This window comes from Porphyromonas sp. COT-239 OH1446 (assembly GCF_000768875.1).
Taxonomy (GTDB): Bacteria; Bacteroidota; Bacteroidia; order Bacteroidales; family Porphyromonadaceae; genus Porphyromonas.
The window spans coordinates 20,766-40,084 of record NZ_JRAO01000033.1 but is presented as its reverse complement, the minus strand read 5'-3'; the positions used below and the strand labels follow the sequence as shown (position 1 = coordinate 40,084).

15 protein-coding genes and 3 tRNA genes are annotated in these 19,319 nt (G+C 56.1%); 10 read left to right on the top strand and 8 right to left on the bottom strand.

Annotated elements, in window-relative coordinates:
• From obgE to HQ37_RS07240, 3 genes are all read right to left on the bottom strand, one after another.
• Positions 1–1,176 carry a GTPase ObgE gene (gene obgE / locus HQ37_RS07250; RefSeq protein WP_036881892.1) on the bottom strand — a complete coding sequence of 392 codons (1,176 nt, stop codon included), beginning with the start codon at positions 1,174–1,176 and terminating at the stop codon, positions 1–3.
• A gap of 66 nt (positions 1,177–1,242) precedes the next feature.
• Entirely contained in the window at positions 1,243–1,815 is a 573-nt protein-coding gene (locus tag HQ37_RS07245) for an adenylate kinase (RefSeq protein WP_036881889.1), read from the bottom strand.
• 16 nt (positions 1,816–1,831) lie between these two features.
• Entirely contained in the window at positions 1,832–2,371 is a 540-nt protein-coding gene (locus tag HQ37_RS07240) for a phosphoribosyltransferase (protein WP_081951807.1), read from the bottom strand.
• A gap of 544 nt (positions 2,372–2,915) precedes the next feature.
• Between HQ37_RS07240 and pta the strand changes: the two genes are divergently transcribed.
• Together pta and HQ37_RS07230 are read left to right on the top strand one after the other, a co-directional pair.
• A complete protein-coding gene (gene pta / locus HQ37_RS07235) occupies positions 2,916–3,935 on the top strand; it encodes a phosphate acetyltransferase (RefSeq protein ID WP_036881881.1) in 1,020 nt (339 codons plus the stop codon).
• A 29-nt stretch (positions 3,936–3,964) separates the two neighbouring features.
• On the top strand, positions 3,965–5,239 hold the full coding sequence (locus HQ37_RS07230) for an acetate kinase (RefSeq protein ID WP_036881877.1): 1,275 nt from the start codon (positions 3,965–3,967) through the stop codon (positions 5,237–5,239).
• 132 nt (positions 5,240–5,371) lie between these two features.
• On the opposite strand, the gene HQ37_RS07225 is transcribed toward HQ37_RS07230, so the two are convergent.
• Both HQ37_RS07225 and HQ37_RS07220 read right to left on the bottom strand, forming a co-directional pair.
• Positions 5,372–6,331 carry an NAD(P)-dependent oxidoreductase gene (locus tag HQ37_RS07225; protein ID WP_036881874.1) on the bottom strand — a complete coding sequence of 320 codons (960 nt, stop codon included), beginning with the start codon at positions 6,329–6,331 and terminating at the stop codon, positions 5,372–5,374.
• A gap of 147 nt (positions 6,332–6,478) precedes the next feature.
• Positions 6,479–6,560: transfer RNA gene (locus tag HQ37_RS07220), tRNA-Leu, on the bottom strand.
• 246 nt (positions 6,561–6,806) lie between these two features.
• Between HQ37_RS07220 and mscL the strand changes: the two genes are divergently transcribed.
• Positions 6,807–7,253, top strand: a complete 447-nt coding sequence (gene mscL / locus HQ37_RS07215) for a large-conductance mechanosensitive channel protein MscL (RefSeq protein ID WP_036881871.1) — start codon at positions 6,807–6,809, stop codon at positions 7,251–7,253.
• 93 nt (positions 7,254–7,346) lie between these two features.
• Complete coding sequence (locus HQ37_RS07210) at positions 7,347–7,724, top strand: RidA family protein (RefSeq protein WP_036881869.1); 378 nt, start codon at positions 7,347–7,349, stop codon at positions 7,722–7,724.
• 96 nt (positions 7,725–7,820) lie between these two features.
• On the opposite strand, the gene argS is transcribed toward HQ37_RS07210, so the two are convergent.
• The 3 genes from argS to HQ37_RS07195 are packed head-to-tail and all read right to left on the bottom strand — an operon-like array spanning position 7,821 to position 11,850.
• A complete protein-coding gene (gene argS, locus HQ37_RS07205) occupies positions 7,821–9,617 on the bottom strand; it encodes an arginine--tRNA ligase (protein WP_036881866.1) in 1,797 nt (598 codons plus the stop codon).
• 55 nt (positions 9,618–9,672) lie between these two features.
• Positions 9,673–10,836: a 1-acyl-sn-glycerol-3-phosphate acyltransferase gene (locus HQ37_RS07200; RefSeq protein WP_036881864.1), complete on the bottom strand. Its 1,164-nt coding sequence runs from the start codon at positions 10,834–10,836 to the stop codon at positions 9,673–9,675.
• A gap of 15 nt (positions 10,837–10,851) precedes the next feature.
• The gene (locus HQ37_RS07195; protein WP_036881862.1) at positions 10,852–11,850 is read right to left on the bottom strand and encodes a D-alanine--D-alanine ligase; all 999 of its coding nucleotides are present in this window, start codon (positions 11,848–11,850) and stop codon (positions 10,852–10,854) included.
• Positions 11,851–12,943: 1,093 nt separating this feature from the next.
• Between HQ37_RS07195 and HQ37_RS07190 the strand changes: the two genes are divergently transcribed.
• From HQ37_RS07190 to HQ37_RS07165, 6 genes are all read left to right on the top strand, one after another.
• A tRNA-Glu gene (locus tag HQ37_RS07190) sits at positions 12,944–13,015 on the top strand.
• Positions 13,016–13,048: 33 nt separating this feature from the next.
• Positions 13,049–13,303 carry a 30S ribosomal protein S20 gene (gene rpsT, locus HQ37_RS07185; RefSeq protein ID WP_036881861.1) on the top strand — a complete coding sequence of 85 codons (255 nt, stop codon included), beginning with the start codon at positions 13,049–13,051 and terminating at the stop codon, positions 13,301–13,303.
• A gap of 34 nt (positions 13,304–13,337) precedes the next feature.
• A tRNA-Glu gene (locus HQ37_RS07180) sits at positions 13,338–13,412 on the top strand.
• A gap of 262 nt (positions 13,413–13,674) precedes the next feature.
• The gene (locus HQ37_RS07175; protein WP_052080847.1) at positions 13,675–15,084 is read left to right on the top strand and encodes a TolC family protein; all 1,410 of its coding nucleotides are present in this window, start codon (positions 13,675–13,677) and stop codon (positions 15,082–15,084) included.
• A gap of 37 nt (positions 15,085–15,121) precedes the next feature.
• Positions 15,122–16,162 carry an efflux RND transporter periplasmic adaptor subunit gene (locus HQ37_RS07170; RefSeq protein WP_052080846.1) on the top strand — a complete coding sequence of 347 codons (1,041 nt, stop codon included), beginning with the start codon at positions 15,122–15,124 and terminating at the stop codon, positions 16,160–16,162.
• 12 nt (positions 16,163–16,174) lie between these two features.
• Positions 16,175–19,303 carry an efflux RND transporter permease subunit gene (locus HQ37_RS07165; protein ID WP_036881858.1) on the top strand — a complete coding sequence of 1,043 codons (3,129 nt, stop codon included), beginning with the start codon at positions 16,175–16,177 and terminating at the stop codon, positions 19,301–19,303.
• Positions 19,304–19,319: the final 16 nt, after the last annotated feature.

The following is a 19,319-nucleotide window of genomic DNA, read 5'->3' as shown; positions in this document are numbered from 1 at the left end:
CTAATGCTCATCCTCTAGGGGCTCATCATCATCCCAGTCAATCTCGATGTACTCGCCCTCTTCGTCGTCGAAGTCCTCCTCCTCCTCGTCCATGTCGGGGATCTCCTGCCAGGCGTCGTCGTCCCACGTCAGGCTCTTGATGTCCATGGGTTTGTGGACAATGCTCTCGACACGGTGCTTGGTCTCTCGATTGAGCTCTCGCCAGAGCAAGTCCTTGAGCTCGGTCAGGTGCATGTGGGCCACGGAGGAAATGAAGATGACAGGCAAGCCCTCGGGCAGCTCGGCCCGAAGAAGCTCTTGTAGTTCCTGGTCGATGAGGTCGCACTTGGTGATGGCCAGTACCTTGCGCTTCTCGACGAGCTCGGCATTGTATTTGGTCAGCTCACCTAGGAGCATCTCATACTCCTGGGCAATGTGCTCTGTATCTGCTGGGATCATGAAGAGCAAGAGCGCATTGCGCTCGATGTGGCGCAGGAAGCGAAGCCCCAGCCCCTTACCCTCGGATGCTCCCTCGATGATACCTGGGATGTCGGCCATGACAAAGGATCTATTGTCTCGATAGCGAACCATCCCGAGGTTGGGCTCGAGGGTGGTGAAGGGGTAATTAGCGATCTTGGGTTTGGCGGCAGTCAAGACGGAGAGCAGGGTCGACTTGCCCGCATTGGGCAGGCCTACGAGCCCCACATCGGCGAGCATTTTGAGCTGGAGGATGATCATGCGTTCCTGCGCTGGCTCTCCTGGCTGGGCGTAGCGAGGGGCTTGATTGGTCGAGGTTTTGAAGAAGGTATTCCCCTTGCCGCCTCGCCCACCCTTGAGGAGGATCTCGGTCTGTCCGTCCTCGGTCAGATCCATGATGAACTCTCCTGTCTCGGCATCGTAGACGACTGTGCCTACAGGTACTTCGATGGTCCGATCCTCTCCGTCTGCTCCTGTGGATCGTTTGCCTGATCCGTTGCCCCCTGCGGTAGCCATGATGTGGCGTTCGTAGCGCAGGTGGAGCAGCGTCCAGTAGTTGCCATTGGCACGGATGTAAATATTGCCTCCGTGTCCGCCATCGCCTCCGTCGGGTCCGCCCTTGGGGATGTACTTCTCACGTCGGAAGTGCGTCGATCCTCTGCCGCCCTTACCTGAGCGGCAGTAGATCTTGACGTAATCGACGAAATTGGATTCTGCCATCGTTGCTCCTCTCTGTTTTTAAGCTCTAGGGGTTATGTATCGGGGTGGATAGATGCGCTCTGTGCTCTAGTTGAGGGCGTCAATTACCTGCGAGAGTCGAGCGGTGATGTCCTCGAGAGCCCCTGAGCCTTGGATGGCATGGTGTACGCCCTTGTCGGCATAGTATGCTGCCAGTGGTGCGGTCTGAGCGTGGTAGACGGCTAGACGCTTCTCGATGGTCTCGAGGTTGTCATCGCTTCGACCACTAGCCTGGCCACGCTTGAGGAGTCGATCGACGAGCTCCTCCTGGCCCACTTGCAGATCCAGTACAGCGTGTACACGGGTGTTGTACTTGGCCAGGAGCTCTTCGAGAGCTTCTGCTTGGGGGATGGTACGGGGGAATCCGTCGAGGATCAACCCATGCTGAGGGCGACGCTCCTCGAGGACACTCTCGATGAGGCCGATGATCAAGGCATCGGGGACGAGCTGTCCATTGTCGATATATTGCTTGGCGGCCTTGCCGAGCTCGCTCTGGGCCTTGATGGCCGAGCGAAGTAGATCGCCCGTAGAGACGTGTTCGAAACCGTACTTCTTGATGAGCAGCTCACTCTGAGTGCCCTTGCCGGAGCCTGGAGCTCCGAAGATAATGAGGTTGAGCATTGATTGATGTGGTGAATTAGTCTTTGATCTGATAGATGTCTCGGTACATGCGTCCATAGCCGTCGAAGTCCAATCCATGGCCGACGATGAATTTGGGCTCGATCTCCATGGCCACGTACTCTGAGTGTACGTCGCACTGTAGGGCTGCGGGCTTGCTGAGCATGGTGGCGATGTGCACCTCCTCGGCCCCTTGACTCTGATAGAGGTCTCGTACGCACTTCATCGTGTACCCCGTGTCGATGAGATCCTCGACGATGACGACGATGCGATCCTTGATGCGCTCAGGCTCGACGGGCATGATCTCTTTGAGCAGCATGGTGCTCTGTGTGCCCTCGTAGCTTGAGTAGCGTGCGAAAGCGACCTCGAAGTCCTCGTCGATGGCGTACATGAGTTCGGAGGCAAACATAAATGCCCCGTTCATGATACAAACGAAGAGGGGGTTCTTGCCCTTGAAGTCATTCTTGAGTCGTGCTCCTAGTGCTGCGACGGCTTGGCTGATTTCTTCGGCAGTGATGTATAGCTCGAACTGGCGACCATGCAGTGTAACTTCCTTCATCTTGCGATCTAACATTAGTTATTAAAGCACAAAGGTACATCTATTCTCCCAAATTTCGTCCCCCCTATGTCCTTGGGTTGAGAAGGCTGTATGCCCTTCGGCCCTCCTCTCCTTAGGTCTAGATAGGATCGTCGATGAAGTCTAAGTAGGCTCTCGGTAGAGATCTAAATAGGATCACGATGGAGGTCTAGATAGGATCGTCGATGAAGTCTAAGTAGGCTCTCGATGGAGGTCTAAATAGGATCACGATGGAGGTCTACATAGGCTCTCTCTAGAGGTCTCCATGGGGCTTCGCTTGAGTGGATTGCCAGACGCATACGAAGAGGCTACTTAGCTCGAGGGGCTAGATATGAGATTTGCGTCCCAGGCAGATCCTCCGAGGTATTTTGCTCTCAGACTATTTGCACTCTAAGGCATATTCGTTACCTTTGCTACATCAGTCAAATCATCGCTCGATGTGCCTATCGCTTGAGGCTTGGGGGCTTCTCTCAGCTCCTAGTCGGGGAGGGGCGCATTGTTCATCACTCAAAGTAATTACAGCATCATGGACTTGATTCAGGACATCATCAATCGGGCCAAAGAAAACCCACAGCGCATCGTCTTCCCCGAAGGGACAGAGGAGCGTACCCTAAGAGCAGCCGACCGACTGCTCCGAGACAAAGTATGTAAGCTAACCCTGATCGGCGATCCCTATTCGATCCGCGCCAAAGCCCAGAACCTCGGGCTGCGCAACATCGCTCAGGCGGATCTCTTAGATCCTAAAAATCACGAGAAGAAGCAGGCCTATATCGATCTGCTCCTCGATTTGCGCCGCAGCAAGGGTCTGACCGAAGAGAAGGCCGCCGTACTCGTCGAAGACCCCCTCTACCTGGCCTGCCTCATGATCAAGGCCGGAGATGCCGATGGTGAGCTCGCTGGAGCTATCAACGCAACAGGCGACGTGCTCCGCCCCGCCCTACAGATCATCAAGACCATGCCAGGGATCAGCTGCGTGAGCGGGATCTTCCTCATGTTCCTACAGACCCACGAGTACGGAGAGCATGGGCTCATGCTCATGGCCGACTGTGCTGTGATGCCTAACCCCACGGCTGCCGAGCTGGCACAGATCGCTGTCTCGTCCGCCCTCTCTGCTCGTGCCATCGCAGGTATAGAGCCTCGCATCGCGATGCTGAGCTTCTCCACCAAGGGCAGTGCCAAGCACGAGATGGTGGACAAGGTCGTCGAGGCTACCCGCATGGCCTGCGAGATGGCCCCCGATGTGCAGATCGACGGAGAGCTGCAGGCCGATGCTGCCCTCGTGGCCAAGGTCGCTGCCCTCAAGGCTCCTGAGAGCACCGTGGCAGGCCACGCCAACGTACTCGTCTTCCCAACCCTCGAGGTGGGTAATATTGCCTACAAGCTGGTACAGCGTCTCGGTGGCGCAGAGGCCGTTGGTCCTATCCTGCAGGGAATGGCCGCCCCAGTCAATGACCTTAGCCGTGGTTGCTCGGTCGACGACATCTACAAGATGGCCGCCATCACAGCCAATCAGGCGATCGCACTCAAACATCACAACGCTCAATAATCTATCTTCCCCTCATCCCCTCTCACGTTATGAATATAGTCGTGCTCAACTGCGGCAGCTCGTCGCTCAAGTATGCCCTGATCGAATTGCCCGAGTATCGGGTGATTACCTCTGGGGGTATCGAACGCCTCGGCACTAACGAAGCCTTCATCAAATTCAAATCCCGCACGGGCGAGAAGGTACAGCTCGACCAGCCCATCCCCGACCACACCCATGGGGTAGAGCTGGTGCTTCAGGTGCTTACCCATCCCGAGCATGGGGTGCTCTCCTCTGTGGAGGAGATCGATGCCGTCGGCCACCGCCTCGTGCATGGTGGCGATGTGTTCTCGGGCAGTGTGCCCATCACAGACGAGGTCATCGCTCAGCTCGAGAAGTGTAGTCAGCTCGCCCCCCTACACAACCCCGCCAATATCCTCGGTATCCGTGCCGCTCAGAAGGCCCTGCCCCTCGTTCCTCAGGCAGGTGTCTTCGACACCGCCTTTCACCAAACGATGCCCGAGCATGCTTACCTCTATGCCCTGCCCTATGAGCTCTATGAGCAGCACCGCATTCGTCGCTATGGCTTCCATGGCACGAGCCACAACTACGTGAGCCAGCGCGGTGCAGAGGTCGCTGGGTTGGATATTAATCACTCGAAGATCATCACGGCTCACATCGGTAGCGGAGCCTCTATGGCTGCTGTCCTCAATGGTAAGAGCATCGACACCTCGATGGGGATGACCCCCTGTGAGGGATTGGTGATGGGTACTCGATCGGGGGATATCGACCCTGGGCTCATCGACTATCTGCTCAGCAAGAATGACTTCAAGCCCGAGGAGATCGCCGACTACATCCAGGACAAGGAGCGCAAGGGCAAGGCCACCTCGCTCACACTTGCCGACCTCAACTTCATGCTCAACAAGCGTAGTGGGGTCTTCGGGGTCGGGGGCATTGGCTCTTCGGATATGAGAGACATCGATGCCGCTATGCACCAGGGTAACCACCGTGCACAGTTGGCCTATGATATTCTCATTTACCGCATCAAGAAGTATATCGGAGCTTATGCAGCTGCTCTCTCGGGGGTAGACCTCATCGTCTTCACAGCAGGGATGGGTGAGAACCAGGCCTCGCTGCGCTGGGATGCCTGCCAGGGGTTAGAGTTCCTCGGGGTCAAGCTTGATCCTGAGCTCAATCAAAAGATGCGCCTCGGTGCTGAGGGCTTGATTAGCACGCCCGATAGCCGTGTCAGGGTGGCCATCATTCCCACCGACGAGGAGTACATGATTGCCAAGGATACCTACGAGATCGTCTCGGCTGGTATCTAGGTCTGCATCCAATGAGGGAGGGGCTACACCGAAGTCAATCGTTCGGTGTAGCCCCTCTTCTTTGTGCCCTTGGGGTGGCATGCACTCCTCTAGGGCTCTTCGCCTAGAGGGGATGCCATTGCCCCCGAGGGGCTATACGACACGGCTGATACCCTCTTTGCCCTCGAGGAAGCCTAGGACGTTGTCCACCATCTCATGCACCATTCGGGCACGGGCCTCGTAGGTCTGCGTCCCTACATGTGGGGTCATGACCACATTATCCAGCTCGAGCAGGCCGAGCGAGGGGATATCTTTGTGCTCGAATACATCTAGAGCGGCCGCAGCGATACGCTTCTTTTGGAGGGCTTCGACGAGGGCAGCTTCGTCCACGATAGCCCCTCGGGCGGTATTGACCAGGATGGCCGAGGGCTTCATTAGGCTCAAGGCCCTAGCATCGATCTGATGATGCGACTCGGGGCTGTAGGGCGTGTGTAGCGAGACAACATCACTGCTCCTCAAGAGCTCGTCAAGGGGGGCATACTCGAGCCCCAGCTCCACCTCTCGCTCCCTGTCGAGGCGATGACGTTTGTAGTAGAGTACCTGCATCCCGAAGGCCTTGGCCCTCTGGGCTACAGAACCCCCGATATTGCCATAGCCCACGATCCCAATGGTCTTGCCATAGAGATCCGTCCCTAGGCGGCCTAGACGCCCCAGCCCGAGGGTCGGCCCTTCGGTGCGGATGAGCCTGTCGAGCTCGGCCACACGCCGAGTGGCAGCCATCATGAGGGCAAAGGCAAGCTCGGCCGTCGGTTCTACTACAGCCCGAGGGGTATTGGTAACGGTTATCCCGTGCTTCTGTGCATGGACAATGTCTATATTGTTGTAGCCTACCGCATAGTTGGCTACGAGTCTGAGGCGACGACCACGACGCATCAGCTCAGCTGTGATGGGGATATCAAAGACGCTGCACAGCACATCGCAGTCCTCGATGAGCTGCTCTAGTTCCTTAGCGGAGAAGTCTCGCCCTCGTGGAGGGCGGATCAGTTCATGTGCCTGGCTTAGGCGTTCGAAGCCTTCGTCTACAGTGTCGAAGGCGACAAGGATCTTTGCCATGATGTATTGAATTAGCGTGGAAGGTGATACTGCAAATGTACGACTTACATTCCAATGATTTATTTCCTCTCGGCCACTCAGCTGCGGATACAAAAAGAGATCGTGCCACGACTGCCCTACGGCACCCATAGCACGACCTCTGTCTTGTGCGGTTGAAGGGACTCGAACCCCCACGCCTCTCGGCATCAGATCCTAAGTCTGACGTGGCTACCAATTACACCACAACCGCAGGATCTTGTGCACTGAGATCTCGCTCAATTGCTCTGCAAAGGTAAGACTTATTTTTGTACTATCCAAACCTCTCCTCTTCGGCCTAGGCTCAGTTAGAGGACTAGTTGCATCCTTCGTATCTCCTAGATTGATAGATGTATAACCTTTCCTTTTGGCGGATATTGAGGTTGTGTGCGTTAAGATTATTTGATTACCTTTGTTGTGCTATCGTAATTTATGCAAATAGTCTAAATCGTATTCTCAGATGAAAAAGTTTATACAAGAGTTTAAGGAGTTTGCTGTCAAGGGCAATGTAATGGATATGGCTGTGGGTATCATCATTGGTGGTGCTTTTGGCAAGATCGTTACCTCCCTCGTCAATGACGTGATCATGCCCCCCATTGGCCTCCTCCTAGGTAATACTTTTGCCTCTCAGCGGATTATCTTACGCTCTGCTGTTGCCGAAAGCACGGATGCGGCAGGTAATGTCGTCCCTGCTGTCCAGGAGATCGCCATCAATTATGGGAACTTCCTTCAGGTAACTGTTGACTTCCTTATCATTGCCTTTGTGATCTTTCTCGTAATCAAGGGAATGAACAGCCTTCGTCGCAAAGAGGAGGCTGCCCCCGCCGCCCCTGCTGCTCCTGCCGAAGATCCAGCAGACATCAAGCTCCTGCGTGGCATCCTCGAAGAGCTCAAGAAGAGAGACTAGCTCCACGCTGGTGATTGGGCTGCTGGCCAATGGCTAGCGGCCCAATTGCTGTGGTACTGTGATTATTCCCTAACTATATCAAATATTTAATTCATGAAACGAGTAATCTCTACCGACAAAGCTCCCGCAGCTATCGGCCCCTACAGCCAGGCGATCCTAGTCAATGGTACGCTCTATGCTTCTGGGCAGCTAGGTATTATCCCCGAGACGGGAGAGTTCGCAGAGGGTGTAACGGCTCAGACAGAGCAAGCCTTCCGCAACATCCGGGCGATCCTTGAGGCCGCAGGTCTGAACCTCTCGCACGTGATCAAGACTACGTGCTTCTTGGCAGATATGGGAGACTTTGCAGCGATGAACGAGGTCTATAGCCGTCAGTTCGACGGAGCTTTCCCAGCTCGATCTGCAGTAGCGGTACGGACGCTACCTAAGAATGGTTTGGTCGAGATCGAGGTGATTGCCATTGCTGACTAGGCAATCGCCTAGGAGCGCACAAGAAAGGTCGGGGGCAACGAAACAGCTGTTTCGTTGCCCCCGCCTCTGTTTGGGTTGCTGGGTCTTGCCCTCGGGCTACATGCGCTCGGGCATCTCAATGCCGAGCAGCCCCATCCCCTGGGCTATGGTGCGTGCGACGATGCTCGAGAGGGCTACTCGGAAGGCACGTAGAGCCTCATCCTCCTCCTTGAGTACGGAGAAGTCGTGGTAGAACTGATTGTACTCCTTGACCAGGTCATAGACGTAGTTGGCAATGACCGCCGGGCTGTAGCTGCGCCCTGCCTCAGCTACGACCTCGGCATAGTCGGCGATCGCAGCGATGAGCTCTGTCTCCTTGGTCGATAAGGGAAGTGCAGCTGGGTCGAAGGCCTGGGGCAACGTAATGCCAGCCTCGCTGGCCTTGCGTTCGAGGCTGCGGATGCGAGCATAGGTGTATTGAATGAAAGCTCCTGTATTGCCATTGAAGTCTATGGACTCCTTGGGATTGAAGGTCATGTTTTTGCGAGGATCAACCTTGAGGATGAAGTACTTGAGCGAACCGAGGCCCACCCGACGGGCTACCTCCTGCGCCTGCTCGGCGGGCATATCCTTGGCCTTGCCTTGCTCGGCGGCAATGCTTGCCGCTGTGTCGATCATCTCCTGCATGAGGTCGTCGGCATCGACGACCGTCCCCTCACGGCTCTTCATCTTGCCCTCGGGCAGCTCTACCATGCCGTAGCTGAAGTGTACGAGACCCTTACCGAACTCGAAGCCGAGCTTGTCGAGTAGGATAGAGAGTACCTGGAAGTGGTAGTTCTGCTCATTGCCCACGACGTAGACCATGCGGTTGATAGGGTAGTCTACGAAGCGGAGCTTGGCTGTGCCGATGTCTTGGGTCATATATACGGACGTGCCGTCGGAGCGTAGTAGGATCTTGCGATCGAGTCCCTCGCCAGTCAGATCCGCCCATACCGATCCGTCGGCATCACGGACGAAGATCCCTTCGTTGAGGCCACGCAGTACCTCTTCTTTGCCGACGAGGTAGGTCTCACTCTCGTAGTAGATCTTGTCGAAGTCTACCCCCATGCGGCGGTAGGTCTCGTCGAAGCCAGCATAGACCCACTCGTTCATTCGTCTCCACAGGGCGACGGTCTCGGGGTCTCCCTCCTCCCACTTGCGCAGGAGCTCTCGAGCCTCTGTCATGAGGGTGGAGGCTGCCTCGGCCTCCTCGGGGCTCTTGCCCGAGGCGATGAGCTCTTGGAGCTCAGCCTTGTAATGCTTGTCGAAGAGGACGTAGAAGTCGCCGATCAGGTGGTCGCCCTTCTTGCCCGTTGTCTCGGGGGTTGCGCCCTCGCCCCACTTGATCCATGCCAGCATGGACTTGCAGATATGGATGCCACGGTCATTGACGATATTGGTCTTGACCACCCGCAGGCCGCAGGCCTTGAGGATCTCGGAGAGGCTGTAGCCGAGCAGGTTATTGCGCACGTGCCCCAGGTGTAGGGGCTTGTTGGTATTGGGTGAGGAGTACTCGACCATGACCAGGGGGCTAGAGGCGGAGGCCTCTCGGTGTCCGTAGCTCGCCTGGCTGCGGATCTCGTTGAAGAGCTCTACCCATGCCGAGGTGCAGATCGTAAGGTTGAGGAAGCCCTTGATCACCTGTGTCTCACGGACGATAGGGCAGTGGCTGAGGAGGTACTCGCCGAGCTCTGTGGCTGTGGCCTCGGGGGCCTTGCGGGAGAGCTTGGTCAGGGGGAAGACGACGAGGGTGAGATGCCCCTCGAACTCTCTCTTCGTTTTCTGTAGCTGGATCTGTGCCTCGGAGGCCTGGACACCGTAGAGTGCCTGAACGCCCTCAGAGACGGCTTGGGTTAGTTTGCTTATAATGGACATGATGGGGTGTGGGAATGCTTTTTCTTTGTCAATATATCTCAATAAATCGATGGGTTTAGCCTCGCTTGGTTGCCTGGGCGAAGTTGATCGCAGGGTTGGCGTACATCTCGAGTAGGCAGCGGCGCAGGAAGCCCACGTCGGGGGTTAGCCCCTCGGGCAGGCGGATCTTGCCGATGCGCTGTGAGAGGTACTCCTCGAATTGCTGCTTGTCCTCCGAGCTATAGTGCTGTGCATGCTCCTCTCGGCCCAGGAAGAGATCCCAGGCGATGTAGTTGCAGGGGTAGAGCTCGTAGCCTCGGTGGATCTCCTCGTCCATGAGGCTGGCGATGAAGTCGGGCAGCTCCTTGTCGGGTGTCTCCTGCCAGGAGCTCTCCTCGATGAGTTGGGAGAGTGGACGCCCCAGGCGCATGGTAACGCGGCCCTTGTAGCCGAGTACTCCGGTGGCCATGTTGAGCGCATCCTCTGCTCCGCTCTTGCGGTAGTGGGGGACGTCTCTTTTCATCTGCATCTCCCAGGCCTTAAGGTAGTCGCAGGGGTCGTACTCGTAGCTGCAGGTTACGGGCACAATGGACAGTGGTCTGAGGGCCTCGACGAGGTTGCGGCTGCGTCCCCCGATGCCGAGCATCTTGAGCAGGGCTGGCTGTGTGCGGTCGGTGGAGTCCTTGGCTCGTCCCTCTCGCTGTGCGATCCAGAGGTTGATGCCCTCGGCTGCTGCGTCGTGCATGTACTCGGAGAGCTGCTTGGCGGCCAGGAGCACCTCACGGCCCTCGAGGCCTCGGCGCACGATGAAGCTGCCATTGAGCTTGACCAGCGTCTCGACCCAGGGCTGGAGCATGAGGTTGTCGCCGATGGCGATCTGAGGCAGGCCGAAGCCTGCATCATGCAGCAGGACGTTGAGGAAGGCCGAGTCGAGGATGATGTCTCGGTGGTTGGAGATGAAGGTGTACTGCCGCTCGGGGGGGAGGCCCTGCGTGTCCAAATGCACGCTGGAGCAGCGATGCTTCATGACCTGCTTGACGAGGTAATAGCCGAGGCGTCGCTTGAACTCGTCTACACTGTCGCAGCCCTCGAGCATCTGGGCTACTCCCTCCCAGGGCATCTCGACCTGTAGCTGCTCGTAGGCGTGTCGGAGGGCAGGCACAGTCAGTAGCTGTGCGATAGCCCCAGGCACTTCGCTGGCGATCAGGGGGCGTATGTCGTGATATTTCTCGTAATTCATAGCTCGTAGTCGGGCTTAATGGGTTGATGAGGTAGGGGCTAAGCCCTGGCGAATAATTTGGGTGAGCAGCTGCCCGATCTCGAGCCCTGCTGCGCTGACCTGCTGGGGGATGAAGCTCGTTGGGGTCATCCCAGGTGTGGTATTGACTTCGAGTAGGGTAGGCAGGCCATCCGCCTCGATGATGTAGTCCACACGGATGATGCCTCGAGCATCGGTGTAGCGGTAGATCTGACGGGTCAGCTGCTGGATGTGCTCGGTGAGCTCGCTGGAGATGCGGGCGGGGGTAATCTCCTCGACCTGCCCGTTGTACTTGGCATCGTAGTCGAAGAAAGCGTTGTCCGTTACCACCTCGGTTACAGGCAGAGCGATGGCCTCGCCCTCGAGCATGTAACAGCCACAGGTAACCTCTGTGCCGTCGATGAAGCTCTCCAGGAGTACATCGTCGCTCTCCTCGAGGGCCCGCTCGATGGCTGGCCACAGCTCCTCGAGGGCATTGACCCGTGAGGTGGCTACGCTAGAGCCTCCGACATTGGGCTTGACGAAGAGGGGGAGGCCGAGCTCCTTGGTGAGCTCGCAGGGCTCGATGCTCATGCCTCGGTGCAGCCGCCTGGCTCGGGCAATACGCACCCCAGGCAGGGAGTCGAGGTAGCGGTTGCAGACAAATTTGTTGAAGGTCAAGGCCTCGCACAGCACGCCGCCCGTATTGTACGGGATGCCGATGAGGTCGAGGTAGCCCTGTAGGAGGCCATTCTCGCCCGGAGTCCCGTGGATGGTGATGTAGGCATAGTCGAAGCGGATACTGCGCCCCTCGTGGCTGAAGCCGAAGGTTGCTCGGTCAATGGGCAGGCTCTCGCCCTCGACGAGGGCGTACCATCGCTCACGCTCGAGGATGACCGTATAGACCTCGAAGAGCTCACGATCGATCCACGACATGAGCCCCTGTGCACTGCGCAGCGATACGACATACTCGCCTGAGTAGCCGCCTGCTACGACTGCTATGATTGGTTTGTTCATTGATCTTTTGTTCCGTTCGGCCCTCGATCTCGGGCCAATTGTATCACAAATATAGGTATAAACTTCCACTACTCTTGTCGGATCGGATGCAAAGACCTTTGTATCAGTGGGGTAATTGTCCTCCTTGGGCCTCTCGTGCACCCTCTCTTGATTGTCTTCGGAGCTCCTACTTAGATCGCTCTTGAGATCCAAGTAGGATCGCAGGTGAGGCTCAGATAGGAGCTCGAGTGAAGTCCTATTTGAGGCTCTGTCGCAGTCCTACCGAGGCTTCAGGTGCGAGGCTTCCGAGAGCACAACCTCGATCCCCTCTGCGCTTCATTCGTCTCTCCTATATATGATAGGTATAGGGTGTCTCTTTTGGGGTGGTGGATAACATCCCTCTACGGTGTATAGATGTGTATAACTCCTGTGCATAACGTGAGGCGTGTGCTCGAGTGGGGCGAGGGGGAAGGTGGATTTGAGCATTGGTGCTCGGTAAACTTGTCAAGAGGATGGGGCAGGGCTTATAGTCCTAGTCAATGGGTCGCACCCTTGCTGAGTGCATTCTAATCAGCCCTCTACATCTTCATATTGCGTTGATGTTGTCGGGTGGAAATTTTTTGTATCTTCGCCTCGACTAATTAATTTAAGTAACAATCAAATGAATTACATAAGAACTGCGTTTATCCGCCTTGTCCTGGGATATGCGATATTTGTCGTGGTATGCCTATTGGGCATCGTGTCATTCGAGGTTTTTGAACGCTGGCAGCTACATGCTGCTTTTGTAGGCATAGTAGTTGCCAATATGGCATGGCGATATATGGTTAGGTCTTCTCTAAGATTAGATTCAACTCCTGAGGAGGGCGCATAGAGAGGTAAGATAGCAAGACGAAATCGTCTTGAGCGGACAATGGGGTACAGCGTGTTCTTGTTCATCGCTGTGATGTTGCGTTTGGCGACAGCAAGATAATTTAGGGCTGGCTTCCTGGTATGGGGGCAGCCCTTTAATTTAGCGCAGAGCAATAAATTTTGAGGGACTATTTGTGGGAACGAAATATTTGCCTTACCTTTGCATTCGCAATTGAGGCCGCTTTGCCTCGCTTGCCCAATGGCAGGCCCATTCGTCTATCGGTTAGGACGCAAGATTTTCATTCTTGAAAGAGGGGTTCGACTCCCCTATGGGCTACAGATTAAGAATAAAAAGGAAAGAAAAGAAGAAATGGCAAATCATAAGTCATCTATCAAGAGAATTCGTCAGATCGAAGCTCGTCGCTTGCACAACCGTTACTATGCCAAGACCGCTCGTAACGCTGTGCGCAAGTTTCGTGCTCTGACCGACAAGGCTCAGGCCACAGAGGCTCTTCCTAAGCTCGCCTCTATGCTTGATCGTCTTGCTAGCAAGAACATCATCCACAAGAATAAGGCTGCTAACCTGAAGAGTAAGCTCGCCAAGCAGGTCCTCAAGCTAGCCTAATAGCAGCATCGCATCCTTAGGGTGCTTTTAGGTTGGCCCATTCGTCTATCGGTTAGGACGCAAGATTTTCATTCTTGAAAGAGGGGTTCGATTCCCCTATGGGCTACCACAGGAGGCTGTCAGACTTTGTGTTTGCTCAGCCTCCGTTTGTGTTTCTATATTTGTTTTATTTCCCCAGGGAGGTCTCGTGTTTTTCGGAGCATGAGACCTCTCTCGTTTATGTGGAATGTATATATGATGTAAACGCTCAAATATCGTTACCTTTGTGAGGTTATCATCATAATTCATCCGCTTCTCTAGCGACTAATCCTCTCTGAAGGCATTGCCACAGTCTGCGAAAGATCTTAGAGAGCTCACAGCTTAATATCCTTATGAATATCACCCAATCCCTTGGCCGTGGGGCAGTCTCGCTACTGCTTCTGCTGGGTCTGCCTATCCCAATGCAGGCGCAGAGCAGTACCGATACGCTGCGTCTGTCGATGCGCGGGGCCCTCGAGATCGGTCTCGAGCGTGGCACTAAGCTACAGGTCGCCCAGCTCGAGATCCGCCGTGCCGATCAGGACTACCGCAAGAGCAGGGGTGGCCTCCTCCCCCAGGTCAATCTCAGCGGAGCATACAGCAATATGCTCAAGAAGCAGCGAGTGTATTTCGACCTAGAGGACGGCTCCTCCTCTTCCTCACCCATGTCCAAGTTCTTCCCCGAGGACGGCATCGAGATGGGGCAGACCCATAGCATACAGGCAGGAGTGCAGGCAGCTGTACCCCTCGTCGCCCCTCAGCTCTGGGCCAGCCTCGGTCTCAGTGCCCGTGCCGTCGATCTGGCACGAGAGCGGGCTCGAGGCTCGAGGGTAGCCCAACGCTCCGAGATCCGCAAGGCTTACTTGGCAGCTCTGCTCGCTGTCAAGGTGCATGAGACCCTCCAGGCGAGCCATCGGGCCATACAGCAGGCTTACGAACAGATCTCTCAGCAGTATGAGCGAGGCTTAGTGGCCGAGTACGACAAGATCCGCATGGGTACACAGGAGTGGAACGTGCGCTCTGAGCTCTTCCGAGCACAGCGGTCGATCGACTTGGCAGAGATGAAGCTCAAGACGCTCATGGCCCTACCCCTAGACACCCCCATCATCCTCACCGAGGACCTCGACAGCTACGCCTCTCTGCTCAGCCCCGAGCGTCTACAGCAGACCGAGGACATCCGCCTCGATCAGAATACGACCCTGGGCGAATTGGATGGCGAGCTCGCTCAGCTGCGCCAGGCTATCAAGCTCAAGCGTATGGCCTTCATGCCTACGCTCTCGGCCAGCTTCATCTATCAATACTCCTTCGCCAGCAACCTCTTCAAGCTGGACAACTCCCGCCGCTGGTCCCCCTTCTCGACCCTAGGGCTGACGCTCAGCATCCCCCTCTACAGTGGGGGCTCGCGCATCTATGACCTGCGCAGCAGCCGAACCCAGCTCGAGCAGCTCAATCTCAGCCGCAGACAGGCCGAGCTCGAGCTCGACCTGGCCCTCAAGGCCGCCAAGGTCGAGCGTAATAGTGCCTTCGCCCAGTATTCTGCCAGTCGAGCAGCCCTCGAGAGTGCCATCCGAGGTCTCGAGATCGCTCAAGCTCGCTATCGTGTGGGCGAGAGCACCCTGGTCGAGCTCAACGATGCCGAGATGGCCCTGCGCCAGGCTCGTCTAGGCTGTAGCCAAGCCATCTATAGCTTCATGACTGCACTGATCACTCTCGAGCAGCTTGAGGGCCGAGAGGCCATCGAGAGCGAGGTCTGGTCGCACTAGTTCGCCCCTTCATTCACCCTTTATCCTTATTCACCCTATGATCCATCGCAATATCCCCTCCCTTTGGTCTTGCCTCGGCCTCTGTGGCCTCTTGGCTCTAGGTGCTTGCTCCCGCTCGGCGAGCAAGTCTGCCTCCACCTCCGATAGCCTCACAGTTCGCTCCGTCGAGTGCACACCTGCCGAGCTACGCTCTGTCGAAGAGCAAGAGACCTATACTACTGCTCTTATTGCCCGAACGACTAATCACATCAGCTCGCAGACAGGTGGTCGCCTCAGCAAGCTCTCCGTCGAGATCGGCTCTCGAGTGCAGCGAGGCCAGATCGTTGCTCAACTAGAGGCCTCGGCCCTCAATCAAGCCCGAGTGCGCCTCGAGGATAGTCGTACGAGCCTAGCACGCATAGACGAGCTCTATCGTGTCGGGGGGATCTCCAAGTCCTCTTGGGAGGCCGCTCGCAGTGCTGTAGATCTTGCCCAGGAGGTCTTCAACAACATCCAGGAGAATACCCTCCTGCGTAGCCCTATCTCCGGTGTCGTAACCAAGAAGAACTACGATGTGGGCGATATGACCCCTCCTGCACAGCCCATCGTTGTCGTCGAGGAGCTGAGCCCCGTCAAGGCCGTCGTACATGTCTCAGAGACCTATTTCTCGTACTTGCGCCTAGGCCTTGCTGCCTCCATCGAGGTCGATGCCCTCGAGGGCAGACGCTTCGAGGGGCGTGTCTCCAACATCTATCCGACCGTAGACCCTACGACCCACACCATTGGGGTAGAGGTCGAGATCCCCAATGCCGACCTGAGCCTGCGCCCTGGGATGTATGCCCGCATTACCCTCAGGCTAGGGGTACGAGAGCGTCTGCTCATCCCCGAGCGTGCCATCGTGCGTCAGGCAGGTACAGGTGAGCGTAATGTCTTTGTCCTCTCGCAGGGTAAGGCTCTCTATCGTGTCGTCGAGCTCGGTAGGCTCTACGGTGATCACTATGAGGTTCTCTCGGGACTCAAGGAGGGCGAGCAGGTGATCTGCTCCTCCCCCTCGACCCTTACCCCTGGAACAGAGGTCTCAGTCAAGCACCAACGTTAGCATCCTACCCCTATGAGTATCTATGCAACTGCCGTCCGCAAGCCTATCACCACTGCCTTGATCTTCTTGGCCGTAGTGATCCTGGGGGTCTTCTCCTTAACCCGTCTCTCTGTGGCTCTCCTGCCAGAGACCGATCCTACTCAGATCATGGTCGTTACGGCATACCCGGGGGCGAGTGCCCAGGATATAGAGAGCAACGTTACCAAGCTCCTGGAGAATAGCCTCAATAGTGTCGATGACCTCAAGCACATCGTCTCCAAGAGTAGTGAGAATAGCTCGGTGATCTCGCTCGAGTTCAACGTAGGCTCTGACATCACCGAGGCGACGAACAACGTCCGGGACAAGCTCGATGCCGTCCGTAATCGCTTGCCCGATGGGGCTACGAACCCGATGATCTTCAAGTTCAGCACCAGCGATATCCCTGTTACGATCCTCTCCGTTGCCTCCCAGGAGAGCACGGGGGCACTCTCCAAGCTCCTCGAGGACAAGCTCGTCAATCGCCTCGCTCGTATCGATGGCATCGGTTCGGTTACGGTCTCGGGCACACGAAAGCGTACTATACAGATCTACTGCGACCCTGACAAGCTCGAGGCTTATCGCCTGAGCCTGGGGCAGATCTCACAGATCATCGCTGCTGAGAACAACAATATCCCCGCAGGGCAAATCGACCTGGCTAGCAAGACCAATTCGATCCGAGTGCAGGGGGAGTTCGCCGAGGCTACAGAGCTCGGCAGCATCGTCCTCTCGAGCATGGGAGGGCGTAGTATCTATCTCAGAGACGTTGCCCGCATCGTCGATGGACCCTCAGAGCGAGAGCAGAAGTCTTATGTCAACGGCCAGCCAGGGGCGATCGTCTCCATCAACAAGCAGTCGGGCTCCAATGCCGTAAGTATTGCGGATCTGGTCCGAGCAGAGCTGCCTAAGATCCAGGCCGAGCTGCCCAGTGATGTGAAGATCGAATATTTGATGGACACCTCTAGCTTCATCACCAATTCGATCAATAGCCTTGTCAATACGATCTTGGTTACCTTCATCATCGTCATGCTCGTGGTCTATGTCTTCCTAGTGCGTTGGCGAGCCACCATGATCGTCATCATCACGATCCCAGTCTCACTGGTGGCTTCCTTCGCTTACCTCTTGGCCTCGGGCAATACGCTCAATGTCATTTCATTGAGCTCCCTATCGATCGCCATCGGTATGGTGGTCGATGATGCCATCGTAGTGCTGGAGAATATTACCTCGCACATTGAGCGGGGAAGCTACCCCAAGCAAGCGGCCGTCCATGCGACCAACGAGGTGGGCATCTCCGTCGTAGCCTCTACTCTCACGATGCTGGCTGTATTCCTCCCTCTGACGATGATCCAGGGGCAGAGCGGGATGATGTTTCGTCAGCTCGGCTGGATCATCAGCATCGTGATGATCGTCTCTACCGTGGCGGCCCTCTCCCTTACTCCTATGATGAGTGCCCAGCTGATGAAGCGTAGGCTCAACGCTTCTCTAGCTCCTAAGGGGCTTCTGGCCCGCTTTCACCGCTTGCTCGACAGGCTCGACGGCGTCTATGCCTCTACGCTGCGTTGGTGTGTACATCATCGTAAGTTCACCATCTTTGGGGCTCTAGGACTTTTTCTTCTGAGCCTCTCTCTCATGCCTCTGATCAAGATGGACTTCATGCCTCGAAGAGATATTGGCTTCGTCCAAGCGACTATAGAACTTCCGATTGGGACGCGTACCGAGATCTCGACCGAGCTCGGGCATGAGATCCAGCGACACTGGCGTGAAGAGATCCCTGCCATCTCACTTGTCTCGATGACCACAGGGCAGGCTGATGGCTCTGATGCTTTCGCTGCCTCTCAGGACAATGGGACGAACATCATCTCCTATTATGTTAGTCTGCATCCGCGCGAGGAGCGATCGCTTTCGCAGGATGAGGTTGCTGACCGCATGCGTCAGCTGCTACAGGAGTATCCACAGATCTCTCGAGCGGAGGTCAAGTCCGCTGAGGGTTCGGGCTCGTCGAGCAATACGATTGATGTAGACCTCTTCGGCTTCGACTTCGAGGTTACAGACCGATTGGCTAAAAATCTCAAGCAAGAGATCCTCAAGAGCGAAGCCTGCGCTGAGGTGCGCATCAGCCGCAAGGACTATATCCCTGAGTTGCACTTCGTCTTCGACCGTCAGCGTTTGGCTGACCATGGGCTCAACCTCTCGGTAGCCTCAGCCGTGCTGCGCGGTGCGGTCAATGGTAGCATCGCCTCGACCCTCAGAGAGGATGGCGATGAATACGACATCCGAGTAAGCCTAGCTCCAGAGCATCGCACCTCGCTCTCGGACATCACCTCGCTCATCATCTATACGCCTCGAGGGGAGGCTGTTCGACTAAGAGACCTCGGTCGCCTCGAGGAGGCCTTCACTCCGCCGACGATCGAGCGCAAAGACCGCTCTCGTGTCGTAACCCTACAGGCTACTATCTCTCCAGGCTATGCAATCAGTGATCTGAATACATACATACAGCGCATCCTCAAGGGGACTCAGATACCCGGTGGTGTGAGCTACAAAATCGGAGGGGTCGTCGAGACACAGAGTGAGACCTTCGGAGAGCTGTACCTGCTGATGGGTCTGATCATTATCTTGGTCTTCATTGTGATGGCAGCTCAGTTCGAGAGCCTCCTTAATCCGTTTGTGATCATGTTTGCCGTGCCCTTTGCCTTCACAGGGGTCTTTCTTGGTCTAGTAGTTACCCAAATCCCTATGGGGGCGATGGCGATGATCGGGCTGATCATGCTCATCGGGATTGTGGTGAAGAATGGTATTGTGCTTATCGACTACATCCGCCTGTGTCGAGAGCGAGGAATGAGTATTGCTCGCTCGGTAGTGGTCTCTGGGCGCTCTCGCCTACGCCCTGTGTTGATGACCACGCTCACCACTGTGCTGGGGATGCTCCCTATGGCTATCGGTATCGGTGAAGGGAGTGAGATGTGGCAATCTATGGGAGTAACAGTTGCCTGGGGCTTGAGCTTCTCGACACTGGTTACCCTAGTGCTTGTCCCCACGATCTACACAGCTCTCGAGGCCCGTGTGCTGGTGCTCGAGCGCAAGCGACTGGATAGCAAACTGCGCAGTAAGCAGGCTGCTCGATCATGAACTCTCAATTCATCTA